14 protein-coding genes are annotated in these 16,360 nt (G+C 74.6%); 8 read left to right on the top strand and 6 right to left on the bottom strand.

Annotation, left to right across the window (positions count from 1 at the left end):
• The first annotated feature begins 56 nt into the window (after positions 1-56).
• From CLT72_RS09245 to CLT72_RS09230, 4 genes are all read left to right on the top strand, one after another.
• Positions 57-992 (top strand): TauD/TfdA family dioxygenase, encoded by a 936-nt coding sequence (locus CLT72_RS09245; RefSeq protein ID WP_101410832.1) that lies wholly within the window; start codon positions 57-59, stop codon positions 990-992.
• Between the two features lie 27 nt (positions 993-1,019).
• On the top strand, positions 1,020-1,826 hold the full coding sequence (locus CLT72_RS09240; protein ID WP_101410830.1) for a thioesterase II family protein: 807 nt from the start codon (positions 1,020-1,022) through the stop codon (positions 1,824-1,826).
• A 34-nt stretch (positions 1,827-1,860) separates the two neighbouring features.
• Positions 1,861-3,039 (top strand): class I SAM-dependent methyltransferase, encoded by a 1,179-nt coding sequence (locus CLT72_RS09235; protein ID WP_101410828.1) that lies wholly within the window; start codon positions 1,861-1,863, stop codon positions 3,037-3,039.
• Between the two features lie 222 nt (positions 3,040-3,261).
• Positions 3,262-4,065 (top strand): SGNH/GDSL hydrolase family protein, encoded by an 804-nt coding sequence (locus tag CLT72_RS09230; protein ID WP_088999778.1) that lies wholly within the window; start codon positions 3,262-3,264, stop codon positions 4,063-4,065.
• A 163-nt stretch (positions 4,066-4,228) separates the two neighbouring features.
• Here CLT72_RS09230 and CLT72_RS09225 read toward each other — a convergent pair whose 3' ends face one another.
• Positions 4,229-5,842 carry an RICIN domain-containing protein gene (locus tag CLT72_RS09225; protein WP_101410826.1) on the bottom strand — a complete coding sequence of 538 codons (1,614 nt, stop codon included), beginning with the start codon at positions 5,840-5,842 and terminating at the stop codon, positions 4,229-4,231.
• Between the two features lie 235 nt (positions 5,843-6,077).
• Between CLT72_RS09225 and CLT72_RS09220 the strand changes: the two genes are divergently transcribed.
• A complete protein-coding gene (locus tag CLT72_RS09220; RefSeq protein ID WP_101410824.1) occupies positions 6,078-7,253 on the top strand; it encodes a trans-sulfuration enzyme family protein in 1,176 nt (391 codons plus the stop codon).
• A gap of 108 nt (positions 7,254-7,361) precedes the next feature.
• Here CLT72_RS09220 and CLT72_RS09215 read toward each other — a convergent pair whose 3' ends face one another.
• Positions 7,362-8,291 (bottom strand): diacylglycerol kinase family protein, encoded by a 930-nt coding sequence (locus tag CLT72_RS09215; RefSeq protein WP_101410822.1) that lies wholly within the window; start codon positions 8,289-8,291, stop codon positions 7,362-7,364.
• 196 nt (positions 8,292-8,487) lie between these two features.
• Here CLT72_RS09215 and CLT72_RS09210 point away from each other — a divergent pair, with 196 nt between their 5' ends.
• The 3 genes from CLT72_RS09210 (at position 8,488) to CLT72_RS09200 (ending at position 12,131) form a co-directional block, all read left to right on the top strand.
• The gene (locus CLT72_RS09210; protein WP_101410820.1) at positions 8,488-9,750 is read left to right on the top strand and encodes an ROK family transcriptional regulator; all 1,263 of its coding nucleotides are present in this window, start codon (positions 8,488-8,490) and stop codon (positions 9,748-9,750) included.
• 103 nt (positions 9,751-9,853) lie between these two features.
• Entirely contained in the window at positions 9,854-10,474 is a 621-nt protein-coding gene (locus tag CLT72_RS09205; protein ID WP_486484202.1) for an acyl-CoA-like ligand-binding transcription factor, read from the top strand.
• Between the two features lie 64 nt (positions 10,475-10,538).
• The gene (locus tag CLT72_RS09200) at positions 10,539-12,131 is read left to right on the top strand and encodes an MDR family MFS transporter (RefSeq protein ID WP_101410818.1); all 1,593 of its coding nucleotides are present in this window, start codon (positions 10,539-10,541) and stop codon (positions 12,129-12,131) included.
• 79 nt (positions 12,132-12,210) lie between these two features.
• On the opposite strand, the gene CLT72_RS09195 is transcribed toward CLT72_RS09200, so the two are convergent.
• From CLT72_RS09195 to CLT72_RS09180, 4 genes are read right to left on the bottom strand one after another with little or no spacing between them, the layout of a single operon-like run.
• Positions 12,211-13,137, bottom strand: coding sequence for an STM4011 family radical SAM protein (locus CLT72_RS09195; protein ID WP_101415049.1), 927 nt, complete (start codon positions 13,135-13,137; stop codon positions 12,211-12,213).
• Positions 13,134-14,456 carry an STM4012 family radical SAM protein gene (locus CLT72_RS09190; protein ID WP_358168478.1) on the bottom strand — a complete coding sequence of 441 codons (1,323 nt, stop codon included), beginning with the start codon at positions 14,454-14,456 and terminating at the stop codon, positions 13,134-13,136. Before CLT72_RS09190 ends, CLT72_RS09195 begins: the two co-directional genes overlap by 4 nt.
• Positions 14,453-15,256, bottom strand: a complete 804-nt coding sequence (locus tag CLT72_RS09185) for an STM4013/SEN3800 family hydrolase (RefSeq protein WP_101410814.1) — start codon at positions 15,254-15,256, stop codon at positions 14,453-14,455. The genes CLT72_RS09190 and CLT72_RS09185 overlap by 4 nt, the downstream gene beginning before the upstream one ends.
• Positions 15,244-16,359, bottom strand: a complete 1,116-nt coding sequence (locus CLT72_RS09180) for an STM4014 family protein (RefSeq protein WP_101410812.1) — start codon at positions 16,357-16,359, stop codon at positions 15,244-15,246. Before CLT72_RS09180 ends, CLT72_RS09185 begins: the two co-directional genes overlap by 13 nt.
• Between the last annotated feature and the right edge of the window lies 1 nt (position 16,360).

The following is a 16,360-nucleotide window of genomic DNA, read 5'->3' as shown; positions in this document are numbered from 1 at the left end:
CGGAGCGGCAGAGCCTGGGAGGGATCGCACGGCTTGGGACGGTGAGGAGCCCCGGAATGAACGAGCACGCGAGCTGGAAACCGTTGGAGATCACCCCGGAGAGCGCCGGCTGCGCGCCGAGCGCCGAGGGCCTGGTCGACCACCTGCGCGAGCTGGACCTGGCGCAGGTGCTCACCGCGGAGAAGGCGCTCGTCTTCCGTGGCTTCGGGGTGCGGCCGGAGACCCTGGACCCGGTGATGGACCTGCTGCTGCCGAGGCGACTGGCGTACGTGCACGGCAACTCGCCGCGCACCAAGGTGGGCCGCAACGTCTACACGTCGACCGAGTACCCGGCCCGCTACACCATCTCGATGCACAACGAGCTGTCGTACGCCGCCCGGTGGCCGGCCCGGCTGCTCTTCTTCTGCCAGATCGCGGCGGAGACCGGCGGCGCCACCCCGGTCGTCGACGCCGAGCTGTGGCTCGACTCGCTGGATGCGCAGCTGCGCGCGGACTTCGCCGGCGGCCTGCGCTACCAGCAGAACCTGCACGACGGGATGGGGCTGGGCAAGAGCTGGCGCGAGACGTTCGAGACCGACAGTCGCGACGAGGTCGAACAGTTCCTCGCCGGCGCCGGCGCGAACTGGGAGTGGACCGCCGACGGGCTGCGGGTGACCCAGCTCCGGCCGGCCACGCTGCGACACCCGGTCACCGGGGCGGAGGTGTGGTTCAACCAGGCGGACCAGTGGCACCCGGCCGGCCTGGACGACGACATCGCCCGGGTGATGACGCAGGTGATGGGGCCGGACGAGCTGCCCCAGTCGGTGACCTTCGCCGACGGCTCCCCGATCCCCGACGAGTACGTCACCCAGATCCGCGACCGGGGCCTGGAGGCCGCGGTCGACGTCGACTGGCGGGTCGGCGACCTGCTGCTGATCGACAACGTGCTCACCGCGCACGGCCGGCGCCCGTACACGGGCGACCGCCGGGTGCTGGTGGCCATGTCGGACTGACCGGCGCGACCGAGGAAGGTGCCCGAGATGTCCCTGCGCCAGCCGTCCGGCGGCGATCCGTGGCTGCGGGTGTTCCGGGGCGGCGCGCACGCGGAGCTGCGGCTGGTGTGCCTGCCGCACGCCGGGGGCTCCGCCGGTTTCTTCCAGCCCTGGGCGGCCCGGCTGCCGGACTCCGTCGACCTGCTCGCCGTGCGCTACCCGGGCCGGCAGGACCGGCTCGGTGAGCCGTGCGTCGACCGGATGGACGTGCTCGCCGACCGGGTCACCGAATCACTCACCGCGTACCTGGACCGTCCCCTGGCGCTGTTCGGCCACAGCATGGGCGCCTCGGTCGCCTACGAGGTGGCCGCCCGGCTGGAGGACCGGCTCGGCGTCGTGCCGAGCATCCTGTTCGTCTCCGGGCACGGCGCCCCGCACGTCACCCGCATCGACCAGCACCCCGACCACCTCGACGACGAGGAGTTCCTCGCCCGCATCGCCGCGCTGGGCGAGGTGGACGCGCTGGTCTTCCGCTCGCCGAAGCTGCGGGAGCTGGTCGTACCGGCGCTCCGGGCGGACCTGCGGCTGATCCACGACCACCTGCCGCGCGCCGCGCGGACGGTGTCCGCGCCGATCACCGCGTACCTCGGCACCGGGGACCCGGCCTGCGACCGGGAGTCGGTCTCCGCCTGGGCGGAGCTGACCACCGGCGGCTTCCGGCTGCGGGCGTTCCCCGGCGACCACTTCTATCTCGTGCCGGCGCGCGCGGAGCTGCTCGCGGACCTCTGCGCGCAGCTCGTCGACCGGCCGACCGCATCCCGTGCCGTGGCATCCCTGGCCGCGCACCTGACCTGACCGGCACCGCCGGACGCACCGTGGAGGGCGCATCGTGACCGCACCGGACGTCGAGGCGGCGCCGCAGCCGCTCGTGGACGTGGACCAGGAACGCCACGCGCGGTTCCGCACCTCCTTCGAGGCGGTGACCGACTTCGGGCGACGGCTGCTGGCGGCCCGGCTGGCCGCCGCGGGCGTGCTGCCCGCCGCCGGCAGCACCGCCGTTCGGGACGAGATCCTGGCCCGGCTGGCGGTGGCGGCCGGCTACCAGCGGCTCGGTGACGCCCTGCTGGACCTGCTGGAACGCGCCGACCTGCTGCGCCGGCAGGGCGACCGGCTCGCCGTGACGCACCGCGTCGCCGAGGCGGCCGGGCTCGCCGACGACGACGCGGTCGACGCGGCGGCGACGGCGCTGCGCCGGGAGCACCCGGAGGCCGCCGGGTACGTGCCCCTGCTGGTCGCCTGCCAGACGCAGCTCGTAGGGGTCGTGCGGGGTGACCGGCCGGCGAACGAGGTGCTCTTCCCGGGCGGCTCGGCCGAGCTGGTCTCCGCGATCTACCGGGACAACGTCCAGCTCGACTTCCACAACCGGCTCTGCGCCGCGCTCGTGCAGCAGCACGTCCGGCAGTTCCTGCGGCGCTATCCGCGCTCCTTCGCCCAGGTCATGGAGGTGGGCGCGGGGACCGGCGGCACCAGTGGGCCGGTGCTGGACGCCCTCGCGGACCGGGCGGAGCGGCTGCGGTACTCCTACACCGACGTGGGGCCCGCGTTCCTGCGGCTGGGGCGGCAGCGCTTCGGCGCCGACCGACCGTACGTCGACTTCGCCCGCTACAACGTGGAGGGTGCGCCCGAGGACCAGGGCTTCGAGCCCGGGTCGATGCAGGTGGTCCTGGCCAGCAACGTCCTGCACGCCACGCTGCGGATCTCCGCCGCGCTGCGGCACTGCCACGCGCTGCTCAAGCCGGGCGGCGTCCTGGTGGTCAACGAGATGACCAGCCGCCTCGACTACAACACGCTGACGTTCGGCCTGGCCGAGGGGTGGTGGCGGCACGCGGACGACGAGCCGCGGGTGCCGGCGTCGCCGTTGCTCGACGTGGCGGGGTGGCGGGCCGCGCTGGGCCGGGCGGGCTTCGTCGACGTACGGGCGCACTCCGTGCCCGGCCTCGCCGACGGCGAGCAGGTGCAGACGGTGTTCGTGGCGACCGCCACGGGCGCCTGCGGGGCGTCCGGCTGACGCTCCGTCCCGTCCGCGCACGCCCCGACCGGGGTCACGTCCGCCGAGCGGCGCGGCCGGGACCCCGGTCGGGGCGTGCGCGACCCCTGCCGGGCACCGGTGTCGGCACGTAAACCCGGTAGGACTTTGCCGGCACCCCTAAAAGTTCCGGCAGGATCTTTCATTCCTAAATATTCGGTGATATCAATCTCGCACTCGATCCCTCTACCCCCGGAGTGCGACGTGCGGAGAACCCGTCTCGTTTCCCTCGCCCTGAGCCTGGCCACGGCTCTCGGCGTCAGCCTCACCATGGCAGCCCCCGCCCAGGCCGCCGCCACCGACCGCTACGTGGCGCTCGGCGACTCGTACGCCTCGGGCGTGGGCGCCGGCAGCTACACCAGCGAGAGCGGCTCCTGCCAGCGCAGCACCAAGGCATACCCGGCGCTGTACGCGGCCAACATCAAGCCCGCGTCGTACCGCTCGGTCGCCTGCTCCGGCGCCACCACCACCAGCGTGATCAACACCCAGCTGTCGGCGCTCAGCTCCACCACCACCCTGGTCAGCGTCACGGTCGGCGGCAACGACGTCGGGTTCGCCAGCATCATGTCCACCTGCGTGCTCCAGGGCACCACCCAGTGCGTGGCCGCCGTGCAGGCCGCCGAGGACAAGGCCCGTGCCCAGCTGCCCGGCCTGCTGCGCAACGTCTACAACGGCATCAAGACCCGGGCCCCCAACGCCCGCGTGGTGGTCGTCGGCTACCCGGTCTTCTACCAGCTCGGCACGGTCTGCGTCGGCCTGAGCGCCACCTCGCGGGCGAAGATCAACGAGGGCATCAACCTGGTGGACGACATCACCCGCAGCGCCGCCGTCGCCGCCGGCTTCAAGTTCGCCGACGTGCGTGCGCAGTTCGTCGGGCACCAGCTGTGCAGCTACGGCGACAAGTGGCTGCACGCCCTCAACTTCGCCACCCTCGGCGTCTCGTACCACCCGACCGCGGCCGGCCAGTCCGGCGGCTACTACCCGGTCTTCCGCTCCGTCGCGGGCTGACCGACGCGTTCTCCGTCCGGGCGGAGCCGGTCCCGCCCCCCTCGGGGCCGGGACCGCCCGGGCGGGAGGACGGGGCACGGACGCCCGCGTGGCGACCGTGCCCCGTCCGACCATCCGGACCACGACGCCGGACGGGACCGTACGACCCGCCGGGCCGCCCCGGTCAGCAGCGGTCGACGGTGGAGTTGCTCAGCCGCACGTTGCTGATGGTCAGGTTGTCCGCGCAGGGGTTCTCCACGATCCGGCTGTTTACCAGGGTGAAGTTGCGCAGCGTGATGTCCCGGTTGCCGGGGAACTCGGTGCGCTCGGCCAGCCGCACCTCGCCGCCGCCGCTGATCGTGCCGCCGCCGGCCGCGATGTCCACCCCCTGGCAGTTCTCGATCAGGATCGCGTTGTTGCCGGTGTCGGCGATGTCCACGCGGTCGATGGTGGCGCCGCCGGACTCGGAGACGCAGAAGATCCCCCGGCCGCCGCCGCGCGCCCGGACGGTGCCCACCCGGACGTTCGTCGGGTAGCCGGAGCCCACCCGTCCGTTGCGGTTGGCCATCCGGAAGGCGGCGTACCCGGTGCCGGCGCCGGCGTTATCGGCGTCGACGGTGGTGACGGTGGCGTTGATGGTCTGGTTGAGCAGCAGACCCGACTCGCCCACGTTGCGCGCCGTGACGGTGCCGATGGTCAGCCCGTCCACGCCGTACGTCTCCACCGCGTGCGAGCTGGCACCGGAGACGTACGCGGTGTCGATCCGGACGTTGCGGCTCCACTGGCTGGTGTCCCCGCGGTTGTCGATGCGGATCCCGAGCCCGCCGCCGAGCCGCATGTCGATCCGGCCCAGCACGACGTCCGTGACGTTGCGCAGGAAGATCCCGTAGAGCGGGGTGCCGGTGACGGTGAGGTGCCCGACCTCGACCTGGCGGGTGCCGCGGGAGTAGATCGGCGCCTGGTCGCCGCTGCCCGAGCCGGTGACGTTGATGGTGCCGCACACGTCGATCGCGGTGTAGCTGGGCAGTGAGATCCGCGAGCCGGCGCTCATCGAGCCGGAGCCCCGTACGACCACGCGCTGCTTGCTGGTCCGCCCGGCGCCGAGGCTGTTCACGGCTGCCTGGACGGCGGCGCGCATGTCGCCGCCGGTGTACACGGTGGTGCCGCCGTTGCGGGCGGTCCAGGTGCCGCCGCTGAGCACCGCCTCGGCCTGGTACGCGCCGGTGCCGCAGCCGCTGCCGCCGGAGCCCAGGTCGACCAGCTGCCACTGCTGGTTGGCGCCGTCGAGATCCTGGTACTGCGAGATCATCGCGCCGTCGGCCGTGGACCACTGCCACACGTCGAGCGCCTTGTTCGAGTGCCGGTTGACCAGGCGGACGTACCCGCCGGCGGAGTCGGCGAGCCGGAAGTGCTGACGGGTGTTGCCGCCGACGGCGGTGTTCTGGACGAGCTGGACCCCGTCCTCGGCGTTGGGCAGTTCCAGCACCTTGCCGCTGTGCGCCGAGCGGATCTGGTGGTAGCCGCCGCCCACGTCGACGAAGCGCCACTGCTGCACGGCCAGGTCGTTGCGGGCGTACTGGTTGACCGGCGCGCCGTCGGCGGTGGACCAGCCCCACAGGTCCATGGCCTTGCCACTGTGCCGGTTGACGAGCACGTAGCTGGCGGCGGGGTCGACGGTGGCCGCCGCGGCGGGCCGTGGTCCGGTCGCCACGGCGGCGCCGACGATCGCCAGTGCGGCCGTGACCCCCAGGGCGAGGCGACGGCGGCCGGCGTGTCGGGGGGAGTCGGGTGGTGTCATGGGGCTCCTTCGGGCAGTGCTGTGGGAGGAGGATCGCGGACGCCGCCCGTTGGGCGGCCCGTGATCCATGGACGTCGATGTCAATGGAAATGGTAAGCGCTTTCCCGGTGCGGCGTGAAGGACCGGGAGTCGCCGGTCGCGGCTCCGGGTACGCTCCCGACGGGTAGGTCGACGCCGGCACTGGCGGTCCGAGGGGCCGTCGTCGCCGGCCCGGACGACGTGGTGAGGAGACCCTGTGACCGGCACCGGCACGATCGCTGTCCACGGCGACGACGGGTTGAGCCCCGGCGCGGCGGTGTCGCCGCCGATCGTGCAGAGCGCCACCTTCAGCGCCGAGTCGGACGAGCAGTTCGCCGCCCTCGCCACCGAGACGCGGGGCCACGGCTTCTACACCCGCTACGGCAACCCGAACCACGCGCAGGTCGCCGCCGTGGTCGCCGAGCTGGAGGGCGTGCAGGCGGGCATGGTCACCGCCTCCGGCATGGGCGCGATCAGCACGATAGCCCTGGCCCTGCTCTCCGCCGGGGACCACGTCGTCGTGCAGCGCAGCACGTACGGCGGCACGACGTCCCTGGTCACCGGCCTGCTGGCCCGGTTCGGGGTGGCCTTCACCCAGGTGGACCAGACCGACACCGAGGCGTTCGCGCGGGCGCTGCGCCCGCAGACCCGGCTGGTCCTCGTGGAGACCCCGAGCAACCCCCTGCTCGAACTGACCGACCTGGCGGCGGTCATCGAACTGGCGCACGCCAACGACGCGCTGGTGGCCGTCGACAACACGTTCGCCACCCCGGTCAACCAGCGGCCGGCGGACTTCGGCGCCGACCTGGTGTGGCACAGCGGGACGAAGTACCTCGGCGGGCACTCCGACCTCTCCGCGGGGGTGATCGTCGGCTCCGCCGACCTGGTCGACCGGGTCTGGCAGACCGCCATCGTCACCGGCAGCACGCTCGGCCCGATCGACGCCTGGCTGCTGCTGCGCGGCATCCGCACGCTGTCGCTGCGCGTGGAGCGGCACAACGCCAACGCGCTGGCCCTGGCCCGGGCGGTCGAGGGCCACCCGGTCGTGCGGCGGGTGCGCTACCCGGGGCTGCCGACGCATCCCCAGCACGAGTTGGCCGGGCGGCAGATGACGGGCTTCGGCGGCGTGCTGGGCGTGGAGTTGCACGACGGGCGGGCGGCGGCGGCGCTGCTCGACGGGCTCCGCCTGGCCAAGCGGGCGGCCAGCCTGGGCAGCGTCAGCACCCTCGTGGTGCACCCGCGCTCGATGTGGGCCGGGATCGTGGACGCCGAGCAGTTGGCCGCCGCCGGCATCGCCGAGGGCCTCGTGCGGGTCTCCACCGGCATCGAGGACACCGAGGACCTCGTCGCCGACTTCCTGGCGGCCCTCGACGCGGCGGACCGGCCGCGCTAGCGCGCTTTCGGTCGCCGTGGCGCGCCGGGCCGGGTGGCGCGCCGGGTCGCCGTGGCGCGCCGGGTGCGGGCGCGGTCCAGCCGGGGCGGCCCCGGCCGGCCACGTCGCTCAGCGGTCCGGGCTGCCGGCCGGCGCCATCACGCGCAGCGCGTTGGCGTCCAGGCCGATGCGGATGGGCGTACGGCCGCACAGCTCACCGTCGACCTCGACGCGCGCCGGCCGGTCGGTCTCCAGCCACAGCTCCCCGACGGCGAGGAACGGCTCGTCGCCGACGGAGCGCCGGTGCCCGGTCGCCGCGTTGCGGGCGGTGTCGCGCACCAGGCCACGCCGGTCCGCGCCGCCGACCGGGTACGCGACCAGCAGCCGGTCGTCGGCGTCGGCGTCGGCGGCGATCGGGCGCCCGGCGTGGAAGCCGCCGTTGGCCACGTACACCTGGTGGGTGACGAACTCGTGCCGGGCGTCCCCGGCGCGCACGGTGACGCGCAGCGGGCGGTGCCGGGCCAGCAGCGCCAGGGCGGTGAGCGGGTACGCCAGCCGCCCGATGACCCGCTTCAGGCGCGGCGGCGTGCGGAGCATGATGTCGGCCGAGAGGCCGACGCCGACGTGGTTGGTGAACCGCACGTCGCCGGCGAGGCCGAGGTCGACGTCGATCACCGTGCCGTCGGCCAGCACGTCGACGGCCCGGTCGAGTTCCAGCGGCACGCCGACGGTGCGCGCGAAGTTGTTGGTGGTGCCCAGCGGCAGCAGGCCGAGCGCCATGTCGCGGTGGGCGAGCAGCCGCGCGGCGGTGCTGAGGGTGCCGTCCCCGCCGCCGGCCACCAGCAGGTCCGGCCCGAGGTCGACGGCCGCGGCGAGGGCGCGTTCGAGCTGGCCGGGCTGCTCGACGGGATGGTCGCCGAGCAGGTGGAAGCCGGCCGCCGTCAGCCGTGCCCGGGCCTGCTCGTGCAGTTGGCGGCCCCGGCGGGAGTGGGCGTTGACGACGAGGGCGGCCCGCCGGTCCCGCCGGATGGCCGCGCCCAGTTCCTGCTTCGTCCGCATGGGCCCCGACCCTATCGGCATCCCGGGCGCCGACACGACGACAGCAGCTGCCGGCCGACGTCGCCGGCACCCGGGCGGGCCGGTGGCCGGTGCCCGCCGCTGGGGCCGGCGCCCGGTCGACGTCCCGAGCACACGCGGTCTCAGGGGGACGGGGTCGTACAGTCGCACCGGGCGGCCGAGCGGATCGGGGTGGCAGGTGGAGCTGGCGCGCGCGACCAACCGGGGCGTCCGGATGCGCAACCGGTCCGCCCTGCTGTCCAAGGTCTTCCTGGACGGCCCGCTCACCCGGCAGGACCTGGTCCGCGGCACCGGGTTGAGCCAGCCGGCGGTGAGCAACGTGGTCGGCGACCTGATCGACGAAGGGCTCGTCGTCGAGGCGGGCGCCGTCGGGTCCGACGGCGGCCGGCCCGGCATGATGCTGCGGGTCGCGCCGCGCTTCGCGTTCGTCGTCGGGGTGGACGTCGGGGAGACCCGGGTCCGGGTGGAGCTGTTCGACTTCGCCATGACCCCGCTCGCCGGCGTCGCGTACCCGCTCGCGTCGCGGCGGACGGACCCGGCGGAGGTGGCCGGGCACGTGCTGGCCGGGATCGGCGCGGTCACCGCCCGGGCCGGGGTGGCCGCCGACGAGGTGCTCGGCGTCGGCGTCGGCGTGTCCGGGGTGGTCGAGCAGGGCCCGGAGGCCGTGGTGCACGCCCAGTCGCTCGGCTGGGACCGGGTGCCGCTGGAGCGGCTGATCGCGGCGGGCACCGACCTGCCGCTGCACATCGACAACGGGGCCAAGACGCTCGGGCAGGCGGAGATGTGGTTCGGCGCCGGCCGGGGGGCCCGGCACGCCGTCTTCGCGCTGGTCGGTTCCGGGGTCGGCGCCGCGGTGGTGACCGACGGGGTGACGTACCGGGGCGCCTCCAGCAGCGCGGGGGAGTGGGGGCACACCACCCTGCTCTACGGCGGGCGGCCCTGCCGCTGCGGAGCCCGCGGCTGCCTGGAGGCCTACGTCGGAGCGGCGGCCGTCGTCGACCGTTACCGGGAGGCCCGGGGTGGTCGCCCGGTCCCGGGCGGGGACGAGGAGTCCCAGCTGGCGGCCCTGATCGAGGCCGCCGACGACTCGGCCGCCGCCCGGCGCGTGCTGACCGAGACGGCGGAGTACCTCGGTGCCGGGGTGGCCAACCTGATCAACCTGTTCAATCCGGAGCGGGTCGTGCTCGGGGGCTGGGCCGGCATGGCCCTGGGCGACCTGCTGCCGGCCGTGCGGGAGGCCGCCGGCCGCCAGGCGCTGCGCCAGCCGTACCAGCAGGCCTCGATCGAGCTAGGTCTGCTGGGTGTCGACGCGGTGGCGCTCGGCGCGGCGACGCTTCCGATCGCCCGGCTGCTCACGGCCGGCGGCCTCCGGCCGGTGGACCGGCGGGTCGCCGGGCAGGCGGAGCCTCCCCGTCGACGACCGGCGCCGGGGACGCCGTGACGGCCGCGTGGCGGTGACCAGGGACGGTGCCGTCGGGATGGGCCACATCACTTCACTTGATAAAAGATTGCAGGTTCTGCAAGATCGCTTGTAGTGTCCTCGCGTGACTTCCGCCAGCATCGAGCCCACTCCCGGCCGGCGCGACCGCAAGAAGCGCCGGACCCGGGCCGCGCTGACCGAGGCGGCGCTGCGCCTGGTGGCCGAGCGCGGCCTGGCCCAGGTGACGGTGGAGGAGATCAGCGAGGCGGCCGACGTCTCCCCGCGTACGTTCTTCAACTACTTCGCCTGCAAGGACGACGCCCTGGTCGGTGACCAGGCGGGCGACGCCGCCCGTCTGGTGGCCCGGCTGGCCGCCGTGCCGCCCGAGGTGCCCGTGCTGACCGCGCTGCGCACCGCCCTCGACGACGTCATCGACGAGGTGCGCGCCGAGCGCGAGCTGTGGTGCCTGCGGATGGACGTGGTGGCGCGCAACCCCGCGCTGTTGCCGCGCCTGGTGGCCGGCAACGCCGAGACGGAGCGGGCCATCGTCGAGGTCGTCGCGGCGCGGGTCGGCGTCGACCCCGACCACGGCTACCCCGCGCTGGTCACCGCCGTGACGGGCGCCGTGCTGCGCACCGCGATGACCCGCTGGGCCGCCCACCCCGCCCAGCCGGATCTGGCCGACCTCGTCGACGAGGCCTTCGCCGCCCTCGCCGCGGGGCTGCCGCAGCCCGACCGGTCCTGACCCGCAAGCCCCTTCCGGGAAGGTGCCCGGGAGGCCGTGAACCCGTACCCGGTAAGGAAGGTCAATGACCGCCACCGTGCCCGCCGAGACCGCCAAGGTCGGCGCCGGCCGCATGTCCCGCCGCGAGGTGCTCCAGGCACTCTCGGGCCTGATGGTCGGCATGTTCGTGTCGATCCTCGCCTCCACGGTCGTGGCGAACGCGCTGCCGCGCATCATCGCCGACCTCAACGGCACCCAGACCGTCTACACCTGGATCGTCACCACCGAACTGCTGGCCATGACGGCGACCGTGCCGCTGTGGGGCAAGATGGCCGACCTCTACAGCAAGAAGCTGCTGATCCAGCTCTCCCTCGGCCTCTTCGTGATCGGCTCGCTGATCGCCGGCCTGACCCCGAACGTCGAGGTGCTGCTGGCCAGCCGGGTCGTCCAGGGCGTCGGCGCCGGCGGCATGACCGCCCTGGCCACCATCGTGATGGCGGCCATGATCCCGCCCCGCGAGCTGGGCCGCTACGCCGGCATCTTCGGTGCCGTGTTCGGTGTCGGCACCATCGCCGGCCCGCTGATCGGCGGCGTGCTGGTGGACACCTCCTGGCTCGGCTGGCGCTGGTGCTTCCTGATCGGCGTCCCGTTCTCCCTGCTCTCCATCTTCCTGCTCCAGCGCACCCTGCACCTGCCGGTGACCCGCCGCAAGGTGAAGATCGACTGGCTCGGCGCGCTGCTCATCACCGCAGGTGTCTCCACCGTCCTGGTCTGGTCGTCGTTGGCCGGCAACAAGTTCGCCTGGGCCTCGGGCTGGACGGCGCTCATGGTCGGTGGCGGCCTCGCCCTGCTGGCGCTGGCCGTCTGGGTGGAGTCGCGGGCGGCGGAGCCGATCGTGCCGCTGGGCATCTTCCGCAACCGGACGGTCTCGCTGACCACCGTCGCCAGCATCCTGGTCGGCGTGGCGATGTTCGGCGGCACCGTGTTCCTGTCCCAGTACTTCCAGCTCTCGCTGGGCAAGTCGCCGACGGTGGCGGGGCTGATGAGCCTGCCGATGATCCTGGGCCTGCTGGTCTCGTCGACGGTGGCCGGCCAGCTCATCACCAAGTACGGCCGCTGGAAGCGTTACCTGGTGACCGGCGCCGCCGTGATGGTCGTCGGCATGCTGCTGCTGGCCACCATCGACGCCGGGACCAGCGTCGTGCTGCTCAGCGTCTACATGGCGGTGCTCGGCGTCGGCGTCGGCATGCTCATGCAGAACCTGGTGCTCGCGGCGCAGAACGACGTGCCGGCGCACGAGTTGGGCGCGGCCACCTCCGTGCTCACCTTCTTCCGCAGCATGGGCGGCACGATCGGCGTCAGCGCGCTCGGCGCGGTGCTGGCGAACCGGGTCGCCACGCTGAGCGCGGAGAAGCTCGGCCCGCTGGCCGGCGGCGCCCCGGGCGGGGAGGGCTCCACCGAGGTGCCCGACCTGTCGGCCCTGCCCGAGCCGGTGCTGAGGATCATCCAGGACGTGTACGGGACCGCCACCGGCGAGCTGTTCCTGGTGGCCACCCCCTTCGCGGTGCTGGCCCTGGTGGTGGTGCTGTTCATCCGGGAGAAGCCGCTGCACACCCTCAGCGGTGATGAGCGGCGGGCCAAGGAGGAGGCGGCTGCCGTCCTGCCCGGCGCGCACTGAGCCACCCGATCGGGGGCGGTGCGGCCGCGCCGGGCCGCCCCCGCCCGCCGGTCGATCCGTTCCGCCCCGCCGACCGCCGTCAGGCCGGCAGGGACCCCGGCGCGGGGACCGCCGGCGGCCGGCGTCCCGGCGCGGCGAGCGGCACCGGCCGGCGTACGGGCGGCCAGGCCGCCGGGATGCGCTCCAGCACCCCGCCGGCGAAGACGTCGCGCAGGCCGAGCGGCTTGAGGTGGACGTACCCGATGTGGCAGTCGCAGACCGCGTTGCCGCACGGCCGGGGCCGCAGGGCCGCCCGCCACGACCCGTCGTAGAGGTTGCCGATCGGCTCGTCGATGAAGTGGCAGCGGCGCACCGTGCCGTCGCCGCGCACCGAGATCGCCGTCTCGCCCGCGTGGCACGGCCGGTCGAGCGACACGTGCGGGCGCGCGCTGTAGCCGAACAACGGATCCAGCTCCGTCCACGTCGCCTCCTCGGCGGCGTCGTAGCGTCGGCCCTCGGCGGCGTTGACCCACAGGTAGACCTCGGCGGGCAGGGCGGCCCGCAGCGCCCGCGCCTCGGCGAGGTGCTCCGGCAGGCCGACCACCCCCACCGAGTAGCGCACACCCAGCTCGGTCAGCCGGGTGCACCGGCTCAGGAAGCGGTCCCGGTCGACCTGGCCGGGGTGGTAGGTGCTCCACAGGGCGACGGCGCGCGGGTCCGCGTCGGCCAGCCAGTCCACCCGGGCGGCGAGGTTGGTCTGGATGACCACCCGCTCGACGTGCGGCAGGTGCGACAGCGACACCATCGCGTCGCGGTACCAGCGGCGGGTCAGCCCCTCGCCCCACGGGGTGAACAGCACCGACAGCCGCACGTCGCCGGTGGTCGCCACCCAGCCGGCGAACCGCGCGAGCGCCGCCCGGTCGGCGCGCAGCAGCTCCGGCGGGTCCCGCCGCTTGGCGAACGGGCAGTACGGGCAGTCGTAGTTGCAGCTCGCCAGGGGCCCCCGGTAGAGGATCGCCAGGTTCACCTCGGCACGTACCCGGTCATCGCGTCGCGGACCCGGGCCGAGGTCAGCCACGGGCCGATCGCGTCGGAGCGGGCCAGCCCGGCCGGCGTCAGCCGCAGCCCGCCGTCGCCGGCCCAGCCGCGCTCGGCCAGCCGGCCCAGCTCGGGGAAGTCGTTGCCCGGAAGCGCGCCGAAGCGGGCCCGGTAGGCCGCCGCGTCGACCCCCTCGGCGCGCAGCAGCGACTTGAGCAGCCACCGGCGGCGCTGCTCCGCGCCGTCGAGGGCGAACCCGAACTCGGCGAAGCGGAAGTCGTCGGCCGGGCGGGCCAGGTAGTCGTCGAGCACCGCGCGCACCTGCGACACCCCGACCGCGTAGTCGAACGAGTAGTGCAGGGACGTGGTGTAGGAGCGGGCGCCGCAGCCCAGGCCCACCATGCCGTCGTCCTGGCAGCAGTAGTCCGGCCCGTCGGGGGTGGGCGCGTCGGCCCGGCGGAACTGGCGCATCGACTCCTGCCGGTAGCCGGCCGCGCCGAGCGTCGCCACGGCCTGCTCGTAGAGGGCGAGGCGCTGGGCGTCCCAGTCCGCGCGGGCGTGCGCCCGCCGCCCGAGCCCGGTCAGCGGGCGCACGTACAGCGGGTAGAGGTACAGCTCCTCCGGGCGCCACGCCAGGGCCGCGTCGAGGCTCTGCCGCCAGGTGTCGGCGTTCTGCCCGTCGATGCCGTAGATCAGGTCGATGTTGAGCACGGGGATGCGGGCGTCGCGGATCGCCGCCAGGGCCGCCTCCACCTCCGCGCGCCGCTGCGGGCGGCCGGCGGCCCGGGCCTCGGCGTCGAGGAAGCTCTGCACACCGATGCTCACCCGGGTGGTGCCGTGCGCGGCGAGCACCGCGAGCCGCTCCGGCGTCGCGGTCGCCGGCGAGGTCTCCACCGACAGCGGTACGCCCGGCAGCCGGGCCCCCATCGCGGTGGCGACGGCGAACAGCTCGGTCAACTCGTCGGCGGTCAGGTAGGTGGGGGTGCCACCGCCCAGCGCCGCGCGGGCGTAGCCGGCGTCGTCGCCCAGCGCGTCGGCGACCCGGCCGGCCTGCCGGCGCAGCTGCCGCAGGTACGCCGTCACCTGCTCGGCGGGCGCGTTGGCGCGGGTGAACAGGTTGCAGAACCCGCAGCGCATCTCGCAGAACGGCAGGTGCACGTAGAGGAAGAGCGCCTCGCGCGCCTCGGCCCGCCACACGTCCGCCAGCAGCGGGCGCGGGCGCAGCGGCCGGTAGGAGGTCTTGTGCGGGTACGCGTACAGGTACTGCTGGTACGGCGAGCCGTCGAGGCCCGTGTCGGTGCTGGTCACCATTCCCCCGGTCGCAGGACGAAGTGGGCGTACGGGACCGTCCACACCACGTCGTGGCCGATCCGGTGGCCGGTGTGGCCGTCCTCGCCGTACGCGGTGCCGTGGTCGGAGCAGACGATCGCGAACACCGGCCGGCCCCGCCCGGTGAGCAGGGCGAAGAGCCGGTCGATCCGGCCGTCGACGTACTCCAGGGCGGCGGCGTGGCTGGCCAGGTCGTCGACCTGGGCCCCGGGCAGGTGGTGCCGGTTGGGCTGGTGCAGGGCGGCGACGTTGAGGAACGTGAACAGCGGCTGCCGCGCCGGCACGCGCGGCAGCACCTCGGCCAGCCGGTCGAGCTGCGCGTCCAGGCAGGTGGGGGAGGTGACCCCGAACCCGGGCTCCCAGTGCGCCTCGGCGAACAGGCCCGGCAGCACCGCCCCGAGCGGGCTGCGCCGGTTGAAGAACCCGACGCCGCCCACACAGAGCGTGTGGTAGCCGACGTCGGCGAGCGCCGTGGGCAGGTCGGGGGCGTCGAAGACCCAGGTGTCGGCGCCGGCCGTCTCGCTGCCGGGGAACGCCGCCGCGTAGAGCCGCTCGTGCCGGCCCGGGGTGACCGGGGTGGGCAGGAAGCCGGCGAAGAACGCGTGGTGCGCGGCGTAGGTGAAGCTGGCGGGGGAGTGCCGGCGCTCCCACCGCCCGCCGGGCAGCACCCGCGCCAGGTGCGGCGTGCGCCCCCGCGCGGCCAGGTCGGCGGCGACGTCGTGGCGCAGCGTGTCGAGGGTGAGCAGGAGCAGGTCGTGGCTGCCGATCAGACTGCGCACGCGAGCACCTCCCGCCCCGTCGCGTCCCCGCGCGACGGCCCGGCCGCGGCCCCCCAGCGGTCCCACCGGCCGTCGGTCAGGGCGCGCACCTGCTCGGCGTAGGTGTCCCGGCCGTCGGTGAGGACCCCCGGCAGCAGGTCGCCGAAGGCGTTGACCTCGGCCACCGCGTGGCGCCGCCAGCCGAGCAAAAACATCAGGTCGATGCCGACCTGGAGGGTGCGGGGGAAGCACCGGGCCACCCGCTCGCACGTCTCCATCGCCGCCGCCCACGCCGCCGGCCCGGCCGCCGCGCGCAGCTCGGCGAGGTCCCCGCGCGCGTTGCCCAGGTGCAGGTTGGTCAGCGGCCCCCGGGCGGCGCGCACCACGGCGTGGGTGGGCCGCCCGGCGACCGCCACCACCCGCAGGTCGACCACCCGGTCGCCGAGCCCCGCCTTGGGCAGCCACCGCTCCACGTGCAGGCCGTCGGCGGCGATCCGGTCGACGATGGCGGCGACCTCGGTCTCGTCGGTGTAGCGGCGCGGGCGCAGCGAGTTGAACAGCCCGTCCGGGGTCGCCTCGATCGTGGTGACCGCCTGCACCCGCTGCCTGGCCACGGCCAGCGCGACGACCCCGGCGGCCGACGAGCCGTGTGCGGGCTTGACGAACACGCGGCTCCAGCGGGCCGCCGCCATCGCCGAGCGCAGCTGCGCCCACCCGTGCACCGGGGGCAGCGCGGCCGGCACCGGCACCCCGGCGGCCGACAGCCGGGCGTGGCAGCGCCGCTTGTCGCACAGCACCGCGACGTCCGCCGGATCGTTGAGCAGTTCCGCGCCGCCGGCGGCGACCCGGTCCAGGCCCCGCAGCAGCCCGGCGTACGTGTCGGCCAGGCCGATCAGCTCGCCGTGCCGCGCCGGCGAGGCGGACCGGCGCAGCAGCCGGTCCACCTCGGCGTCCTCCCCGGGCGAGTCGATCCGCACCACCGCGCCGGCCTCGGGCGGCGCCGCGCCGGTCAGCACGTCGGCCCAGGGCAGCACCTGCGGCCGGGGCAGGCCGGCGGCGAGGACCGCCCGGGTGAACAGGTCGACCCGGCGGTTGCCGGGGTTGCCGACGACGGTCAGGCGCATG

It is taken from the genome of Micromonospora sp. CNZ309, assembly GCF_002846525.1.
The sequence above is the reverse complement of the archived record's forward strand: the minus strand, read 5'-3'. Positions and strand labels throughout refer to the sequence as shown.